The 8621-nt window shown below is 67.6% G+C and carries 7 protein-coding genes; 4 read left to right on the top strand and 3 right to left on the bottom strand.

Translation table 11 applies throughout. The annotated features are described in order from the left end of the window. Nucleotides 1-1224: (Fe-S)-binding protein (locus tag P1P70_RS13905; protein WP_319237147.1), on the bottom strand; the 1224-nt coding region annotated here is incomplete at its 3' end. 865 nt (nt 1225-2089) lie between these two features. Between P1P70_RS13905 and P1P70_RS13900 the strand changes: the two genes are divergently transcribed. The 4 genes from P1P70_RS13900 to P1P70_RS13885 are packed head-to-tail and all read left to right on the top strand — an operon-like array spanning nt 2090 to nt 6620. Beyond that, nucleotides 2090-3727: a GMC family oxidoreductase gene (locus tag P1P70_RS13900; RefSeq protein ID WP_319237146.1), complete on the top strand. Its 1638-nt coding sequence runs from the start codon at nt 2090-2092 to the stop codon at nt 3725-3727. Then, a complete protein-coding gene (locus P1P70_RS13895; protein ID WP_319237145.1) occupies nt 3724-4173 on the top strand; it encodes a hypothetical protein in 450 nt (149 codons plus the stop codon). Before P1P70_RS13900 ends, P1P70_RS13895 begins: the two co-directional genes overlap by 4 nt. Before the next feature lie 56 nt (nt 4174-4229). Further along, nucleotides 4230-5297 (top strand): alcohol dehydrogenase catalytic domain-containing protein, encoded by a 1068-nt coding sequence (locus P1P70_RS13890; protein WP_319237144.1) that lies wholly within the window; start codon nt 4230-4232, stop codon nt 5295-5297. Between the two features lie 18 nt (nt 5298-5315). Continuing rightward, complete coding sequence (locus P1P70_RS13885) at nt 5316-6620, top strand: NAD(P)/FAD-dependent oxidoreductase (RefSeq protein ID WP_319237143.1); 1305 nt, start codon at nt 5316-5318, stop codon at nt 6618-6620. Between the two features lie 81 nt (nt 6621-6701). On the opposite strand, the gene P1P70_RS13880 is transcribed toward P1P70_RS13885, so the two are convergent. Together P1P70_RS13880 and P1P70_RS13875 are read right to left on the bottom strand one after the other, a co-directional pair. Continuing rightward, nucleotides 6702-7535: a hypothetical protein gene (locus P1P70_RS13880; protein ID WP_319237142.1), complete on the bottom strand. Its 834-nt coding sequence runs from the start codon at nt 7533-7535 to the stop codon at nt 6702-6704. A 506-nt stretch (nt 7536-8041) separates the two neighbouring features. After that, on the bottom strand, nt 8042-8521 hold the full coding sequence (locus tag P1P70_RS13875) for a MaoC/PaaZ C-terminal domain-containing protein (RefSeq protein ID WP_319237141.1): 480 nt from the start codon (nt 8519-8521) through the stop codon (nt 8042-8044). Nucleotides 8522-8621 lie beyond the last annotated feature (100 nt).

Raw genomic sequence — 8621 nt, 5'->3', positions numbered from 1 at the left:
CTCGATGTCGACGGGGCACTGCTCGACGCAGGCGCCGCAGGTGGTGCAGGACCACAGGACGTCCGGGTCGATGACGCCGTTCTCCTCGACGGTCCCGATCAGCGGGCGCTCGGCCTCCGCGAGGGCGGCGGCGGGCACGTCCTTCAGCTGCTCCTCGGACGCCTTCTCCTCGCCCTCCATGCTCTTGCCGCCACCGGCGAGCAGGTAGGGGGCCTTGGCGTGCGCGTGGTCGCGCAGAGACATGATCAGCAGCTTGGGGGAGAGCGGCTTGCCGGTGTTCCAGGCGGGGCACTGCGACTGGCAGCGGCCGCACTCGGTGCAGGTCGAGAAGTCGAGGATGCCCTTCCAGGAGAACTGCTCCACCTGGCTGACACCGAAGACGTCGTCGTCACCGGGGTCGGTGAAGTCGATCGGCTTGCCGCCGGAGGTCATCGGCTGGAGACCGCCCAGCGCCGTGGCGCCGTCGGCGTTGCGCTTGAACCAGATGTTCGGGAAGCCGAGGAAGCGGTGCCAGGCGACACCCATGTTGGTGTTCAGCGAGACCGTGATCATCCAGATCAGCGAGACGCCGATCTTGATCATCGCGACGAAGTAGATCAGGTTCTGCAGGGTGTTCGGGTCGAGGTCCTTGAAGGCGAGGACCAGCGGGTACGAGGCGAAGTAGCCGGCCTCGTAGTGGTCCACGTGGTGGATGGCGCCCTCGAGACCGCGCAGGGTGTAGATGGCCAGGCCGATGGTGAGGATGACGTACTCGACGAAGTACGCCTGCCAGGCCTTGGAGCCCGCGAAACGCGACTTGCGGCCCGCCCGGGAGGGCAGGTTGAGCAGCCGGATGGCGATCAGCACGAGGATGCCGAGGATCGTCATCACACCGATGAACTCGATGTACATCTCGAACGGCAGGAAGCCGCCGATGACCGGCAGCGTCCAGTCGGCCTGGAACAGCTGGCCGTACGCCTGGGCGAGGGTCGGCGGCAGCGTCAGGAAGCCGATCGCGACGAACCAGTGGGCGAAGCCGACGATCCCCCACCGGTTCATCCGGGTGTGGCCGAGGAACTCCTTGACCAGGGTGATCGTGCGCGCCTTCGGGTCGTCCGTACGGCTGCTCGCCGGTACCGGCTGACCGAGCTTCACGAACCGGTAGATCCGAACTACCGCGGCCCCGAACAACACCGCGCCGACCGCGGTCAGAACCAGGGACACCAGGATCGCGGTCAGTTGCATGGGACTCCTCCCGGACGAAACGGATTGGGCTACCAGACAGCCCGGGACGCCAACCCAGGCAGGAGTGCCCGGGCCGCTCGATGCCTGTTGGCGATGTTCAGATTTCGCACGCACCTGAAGGTGCACGGCATCCTGTCCAATGGCGGCTCGGTTTCCGCATGCTAGACGGGTGCCAGGACGCGCCGGGTTGGAAATCTTCCGATGCCAGAAGTCTCTTCTCGTGCGCTTTACAGCATCCGCTGGACAGGGCTTTAGTGTTTTACGGTGTTTCCCGGCAGCGACAGGCGAGTCGATCATGCTGCGAAACCACTACCCGGCCCGGCAGCAGGTGCACCTGGCTGCCCGACGAGTGCGTCCGGACTGCTGCGGCCCATTTCGAGGGCCAGAGGATGGCGGGCGAAATCGAGATCGTCTCCGGGCATCTTGGCGATCACGAAGGCGGCGAGGACTGCGGGTGCGTCGGAGTTGAGCGGTGCCAGGCGCACGTGCGAGGAGTCGCGCCTCTTGTGGGCCAAGGTGGACGGCTCGCGGGAAGATGGTATGGGCGGCGGAGTCGAACTTCTACCGGCCTGCGATGTTGCGAGGGCGAACGAGCGGGTGAGCAGCATGCAAACTGGGCGGCTGCGGTGGCCCGTATTCATGGGATATCCCCAGCTATTCGACATGGATCGGTCACCTTTCGTTTGCGCGGAGTGCCGGTGCAAGACTCTTGGAGTTCTCACGGCCGGGGTGAGGGAGTTTTGGACGCCCCACAGTTCAGGCGCAGCTGGGCCGTGCCTACTGTGCCGGGTGAATGGAAGGCCTCACGGGTGAGGAAAGCCCCGCGAGTCCGACGGATTTCGAAGGACCAGCAAGGAGACTTCGCATGGCAGTAGCCGGGCAGCCGCCGGACAAGACGGCGACGGATGTCCTGATCATCGGGGCGGGTCCCTCTGGTGCGACCGCGGCCCGGATCCTGGCCGAAAGCGGCTACCGGGTGACGTGCCTGGAGCAGGGCGGCTGGGTGAACCGCATCGACTACCCGAGCGACAAGCTGGAACGGGACGTCCTGTGCGGTAGCTCCTGGTCGACCAACCCCAATGTGCGACGTGGAGCCTGGGACTATCCGATCGATGTCTCCGAAGCCGATGTGCACCCCCTGAACTTCAACGGTGTCGGCGGCAGCAGCATGCTCTTCGGCGGAGAGTGGCCGCGCTTCGTCCCCTCGGACTTCAAGGTTCGCAGCCTGTACGGCTTCGCCGACGACTGGCCGCTCACCTACGAGGACCTCGAGCCGTACTACACGCTGCTCGATGAGATGGTCGGCGTCTCGGGACGATCGGGCGACCCCGCGTACCCGGCGCCCCTGAGTCCGCCGATGCCGGGCGTGCCGATCGGCCGGGTCGGCGTGAAGGCCGCCGAAGGTATGAACAAGCTCGGGTGGCACTGGTGGCCGGCGACTCAGGCCATCATGACGAAGACCCACGGCGATCGCGGTGCGTGCGCGCGATGGGGGATGTGTATGACGGGCTGTCCCGAAGGGGCAAAGGGGGCCTTCGACGTCGCGATGTGGCCGGCGGCTCTCGCCGCCGGCGCGAGCCTGATCACCGAGGCCCGGGTCCGGGAGATCACCGTGGACAAGGGCGGTCTGGCCAATGGCGCGACCTGGATCGACGCCGAGGGCCAGGAGCACCACACCGCTGCTTCCGTCGTGATCGTCTGCGCGAACGGCGTCGGCACCCCGCGACTGCTGCAGCTGTCCACATCCGCGCTCTTCCCCGATGGTCTGGCCAACTCCTCGGGCCTGGTGGGCAAGAACCTGATGATGCACCCGTTCGTCGGCGTCATGGGCGTCTATGAGGAACAGCTCGAGAGCTGGCTCGGCCCGTTCGGCGCCAACCTGTACTCCCTGCAGTTCGCCGAGACCGACCCGAGCCGAGACTTCGCCCGTGGCGCCAAGTGGTCCGCGATGTCCATTCCCGGCCCGATGGAGCTGCTGGAACGCTACTCCGACCTGCCCATCGCCGAGCGGACCGGCGCGGCGGGCCAGGCCCTGGTGGAGCGCGGCCTCGGCCGTGCCTTCGAATGGGCGGCCTCCATCGAGGACCTGCCGGACGAGTCCAACACCGTCACGCTCAGCCCCGACCTGGTCGATCCTTCGGGAATTCCGGCTCCGAAGCTCACCTACCGTCTGTCCGAGGACAGCATCCGCAACCTGGACTGGAACGTCGAGCGGATGCACGAGGCACACCGGGCCGCCGGAGCGATCGAGACCAAGGTCGTGCCGTGGATGCCCGCCGTCGGCTGGCACATGCTCGGCACCGCCCGCTGCGGCAACGACCCGGCGACCTCCGTGGTAGACGGGTTCGGGCGCTCCCACGACGTACCCAACCTCTTCGTCCTGGACGGCAGCGTGTTCGTGACGTCCTCGTCGGTCAACCCGACCTCGACGGTGGTGGCCTTCGCGGCCCGCGCGACAGAGCACCTGATGGAGACGGGCAGCAACCAGAAGGTTCCGGTGTGACGATGCAAATCCAGCAGACCCGTACAAAGATCCCACTCGATGACCGCGCCCGTGGCGGGATCGCCGCCATTCTCGACGTGGTGCTGCCCGGCACCGAAAAGCTGCCCTCCGGCCGCTCGGTCGGCGCCCACCTGGAACTGCTCGACAAGACGCTCGACGCCGACCCCCGGCTGCAGCCGGTCGTCCGCCAGGCCGGTGAGCTCGCCGCCGCATCGGATACCTGCACCTTCGACGATGTCCGGCAGTGGGCGGGGGAGGATCTCGAGCGGCTGGTGTTCGCGCTGAACGCCGCCTACTACATGTCGAGTGAGGTGCGGTCCGCGCTCGGCTATCCCGGACAGGGGCGCCGCCCCATCGCGCTCGCCACGCCCGATGAGGTCTGCTCCGACGACCTCATCGCCCCTGTCCTGGCACGCGGTGCCATCTACGTGCCCACGCCTGAGTAAAGGCACCACGAGCCTGCCGCCGACCGCAGCTCGTCGGCGGCACACAAGGAGCATCAATGAATGAACAGATGAAGGCCCTGGTCCTGCGGGACGGGAAAGCGGTGGTCGAGAGCCGGCCCGTCCCGCAGGCCGGACCCGGCGAGGTGGTCGTTCGCACCACGGCCGCCTCACTCTGCTCCGCCGACGTGGCCTGCGTAGGCGGAGAGTTCCCGACGCCCGACGGCACCGTGCTCGGGCACGAGGCCGTGGGCGTCGTCCATGAGATCGGCGACGGCGTAACCGGCTTCGCGGTCGGCCAGCGCGTCACCACCGCCTCGACCACGCCGTGCGGACAGTGCGCCAACTGCCAACGGGGCTTCACCGGCCACTGCGGTGGCGTGGCCTGGGGCGGCTACACCTTCGGCGTCAGCCGCGACGGCAGTCTCGCCGAGTACTTCACCGTGCCCCACGCGTCCTACAACCTCGTCGCGATCCCCGATGCCGTCTCCGACGAGGCCGCGGTGTGCGTTCCCGACACTCTCTCTTCGGGCAGCACCGGCCCGGAGGCTGCGCGCATCCCGCTCGGCGGCACAGTCGTCGTCTTCGGGCAGGGCCACGTCGGCCTCGCCGCGACGATGGCGGCCCGGGCCCTGGGCGCGGGCCTGGTCGTCACGGTGAAGGCCCGGCCCGGCGGTGAGGAACAGGCGAAGCGTGTCGGCGCCGACCGCGCCCTGAACCTGGCTGAGCATGACATCGAGTCGGAGATCCGGCAGCTCACCGCTGGTGTGGGCGCGGACTGCGCGGTCGAGGCATCCGGCGTCATCGAGTCCTTTCCCCGTGCCGTGGCTGTCGTCCGTGAAGGCGGCGTGGTGGCGGTGCTGAGCTCCTACAGCGGACCGGACGACGCCACGCTGCCGATCCCGTTGGCGCAGTGGGGCTGGGGGATTGCCGACAAGACCATCCTGAGCACCTTCCAACGCTGTGGAAGCGAACGCATGGGGCGCCTGCTGCGGCTGGTGGAGACCGGACGTGTCGATCCCACCGTGCTGCTGACCCGGCGTTATCGGTTTGACGACGTCGAGCGCGCCTTCGCCGATACAGCTGCGCGCATGCCGGGACACATCAAGCCACTCATCACGTTCTGAGCCGGAGGGAAAGAGCGAGTGAACGACGACCTGTATGACGCTGTAGTGGTGGGGGCGGGCTTCGCCGGGATCACCGCGGCCCGTGATCTTGTGGACCGCGGGCGCAAGGTGGTGGTGTTCGAGGCCGGGGCACGCATAGGCGGCCGCACCTACGCGCGCCCCTTCACCGGCCATGAGGACCGGCAGGCCGAGTTCGGCGGCAGTTGGGTCAACCGCGAACTGCAGCCCGGCGTCCGCCGTGAGATCGCCCGCTACGGCGTCGCGATCTCGGAGGACGTGATGCCGGAGAGCGCCGTCTTCCTCACCGGCGGCGCGCTGCGCTCCTTCCCCGTTCCTGCGCGTGAACTGGCCGACCTGGAGCGGGTTCTGGGGCATCTGCGGGACGCCTCCAAGCGCATCGCTCCGTCCCAGCGGCTCACCAGTCAGGCGATCCGCGACCTGGACATCTCCGTTGACGAATTCCTCGCTCCGCTCAACCTCGGGCCTGCCACGCGCGACCTGGTGTACACCGCCATCGGCTGGTACACGGGCGCCGATCCGCGCGAGATCTCGGTCTTCGGGACCATCGCGCAGACGGCGGGTTTCGGCCACAGTCCATACGGGTTCTTCGGCGCGCTCACCGAACGTTTCGTAGGCGGGGCCGGCGTCCTGCTCGGGCGGATGGTGGAGCAGTCCCGCCTGGAGATCCGCCTCGGTCATCACGTTGCCCAGGTCGAGCAGGATGAGGACGGGGTGACGGTACGCACCCGTGACGGAGAGTCGGTGCGGGCGCGCACCTGTGTCATGGCGGCGCCCACGAACGTACTGCGGCACATCGACTTCCAGCCGGGCCTGTCCGACGACAAGGTGAAGCCGCTGGCCGAGAACCACCAGGGGCGCGCGTACAAGCCCACCATGCTGGTGCGCAACGTGCCTCGCCGCCCGTTCGCGTTCGGTAGAGGCACCCTGTCAGCCATCTGTCTGGGTTACGAACTCGCCGACGGGACCAGCCTGTTGATGGGATTCGGTGAGCAGGCCAAAGGCAGACTCGACCCTACCGACCGGGAACAGGTCCAAAGCGCGGTGCGGGAGTACTACCCGCAGGCAGAGGTGCTCGCGGTGGACGCCCACGACTGGAACACCGACCCGCTGTTCGACGGGACGTACCGGATCGACCGCCCGGGTGAGGCCTACGACTTCATCCGGGCGATGAACGAGCCGGAGGGGCGTGTCGTCTTCGCCGGGACCGACCTCGACGACTCGGTGTGGCGCATCTGGATCGAAGGCGCTGTCAACAGTGGCTATCGGGCGGCCGACACCATCAGTCTCCTGCTCGGCAGGTAGCGGGGCGCAAGCCAGTAGCGGGGCGCAAGCCAATGTGGACCGACGGAACTGATCCGTTCGGTCCACAGGCGGTTCGAGAGCTCAGCGCAGACCGGCGATGCGGGCCAGCGCCTCGTCAGCGGTGATCCTGCGGTAGACCTCGACGAACCGGTCCGGCTGGGCGTGCAGTCGTGCGGCGTGCGTGGCCACGGCACGCTCGCGCGCCGGCTGAGGGATCTCGTCGGCGCGCTGGTCCACCATGTCGGCCCAGCGCAGCCCGTCCGCGACGGCGGAGGGGCCCGCCTGCGCCGGGGGCCTACCCAAGGACGCTTGCGCCCGTACGGCAAGGACGCCGGGCACCGGGTCGAGGGTCGCCGTGATGTTCTCACGCACCCGTGGATCGGTCGAGGAGAGCTGGACGTCCCCGTCAATCACGTGTCCGTCGGCCGAGTACAGGAAGCAGGAGAGCAAGCGCTCGAGCGCGCTCGCCTGCTCCGCCCAGGTGCTCGAACCTGAGCCCAGCTCACTGTCCGCACCGACTTCGCCGGGTTCGCCGAGCGGCAATGCGAGGCGGGTGATGCCGTGTGCGTTGACCGCTTCGAGCAGCGCCCGTGGCTGTCCGGCCGGCACTCGCACTTCTTTGCGTGGCGGCCAGAAGTCGAAATTGCTGAAGTCACCGTGCGGGCCGCCGACATGGAAGAGATAGATCTCCGGATAGACGGGGCTGCTGTCGCGGCGTTCGGGGCGGTGCGCGTAGAAACGGGCGATGGCCAGCTGTAGCAGCAGCGCGGCGCCGAGGCCGCCCAACGGCTCGGTGACCACCAGGCCGAACCGGTCCAGTGGTCTCCAGTCGGGAAACACCTCGTCCGGACCGGCAGGCGTGCCGCCGATCCGTGTTTCGAAAGCAGAGTCAAAGAGCTGACCGCTGACATGCATGAGGAATCGCATCCTTCGTACCGCAATGGTGCTTTCTTGATTGCCGGCCGACCGGGTCGGTCATGGCAGGTCCCCCATACGCGGCCCGGTGGTGCCCCCGCGTATGGGGCTGGCTGCTCCTGCGGAGCGGAAAGACGGCTGGACACCGACGAGCTCTCCGGGACGATGCGTACAAATGTGCCGTCGAGCACCTCAGCGGCCCGGGGCTGTGTTGATCGTGGGCGGCACCGGGTTTCGGCACAAGAGGCTGATGCCGGCCGGGGTCCATCCGACGGGGCAGTGCTCCGAAACAGCAGGCCGGACGGATCGACCGGCGCCCGTAGCTGCCATCTTCCGGACCGACGCCGCCGGGACAGCGTCGATGACCCGGCAGGCTTGGACACGGTGACCCCGTGGGCAGGCTCGGCTCCACTGCTGCCGTACGCCTCGCTGGGAGCGTCACTCCGCAACCACCTGGCTCTGTCCGGAGGTGTCGCGGGTGCAAGGTCTCGGCGTCGGCCGGATTGTCAGACCTGACGCTGGAACATCACCAGCCACTGGCCGTCGTGGCATGTCTCGCCGCGCTGGTTCTTGACCTGCACATCGAACACGACGATGCCGCGGTCCGGCTTGGACTTCGACGGGCGTAGCTCCGCCACCTGCTGCTCGACGCGTATGGTGTCACCGATGTGGACCGCGCCCTTGAGGCTCCAGGTCATGCCGAGGAAGGCGATCGCCGTGCCCTCTTTGAGACCGAGACGGGACTCCAGCCCGGCCGCGACGGCGAATACGCCGGGACCGTGGAAAATGCGACTGCCGAACTGGGTCTGTTTGGCGAACTCCTCGTCGGTGTGCAGGGGATTGAAGTCGCCGGAGAGACCGGTGAAGTTCGCCACGTCCGCTTCGGTGATCGTGCGGGCCGGAGAGACCCACGACTGGCCGAGACTGAACTCGTCGAAGTACAGGCCGCGCGCGACGTGCGCTTGGACGGCAGATGCCTGAACCACCAGCGGCTCCTATCGTGTTCGAGAGATGATGACAACTCGATTGTGGACTCGACGACGCGACAAAGTGATTGTGAGAGCCCTGAATCGCAATGTGCTTTGT

Source organism: Streptomyces sp. MB09-02B (genome assembly GCF_033794485.1).
Classification (GTDB): domain Bacteria; phylum Actinomycetota; class Actinomycetes; order Streptomycetales; family Streptomycetaceae; genus Streptomyces.
This window is presented reverse-complemented; position numbering and strand designations above follow the sequence as displayed.

What these genes read in the sequence shown, in the direction of transcription:
- P1P70_RS13900 (WP_319237146.1), top strand. Translation starts at nt 2,090, where the DNA reads ATGGCAGTAGCCGGGCAGCCGCCGGACAAGACGGCGACGGATGTCCTG.
- P1P70_RS13890 (WP_319237144.1), top strand. Translation starts at nt 4,230, where the DNA reads ATGAATGAACAGATGAAGGCCCTGGTCCTGCGGGACGGGAAAGCGGTG.
- P1P70_RS13880 (WP_319237142.1), bottom strand. Translation starts at nt 7,535, where the DNA reads ATGCATGTCAGCGGTCAGCTCTTTGACTCTGCTTTCGAAACACGGATC.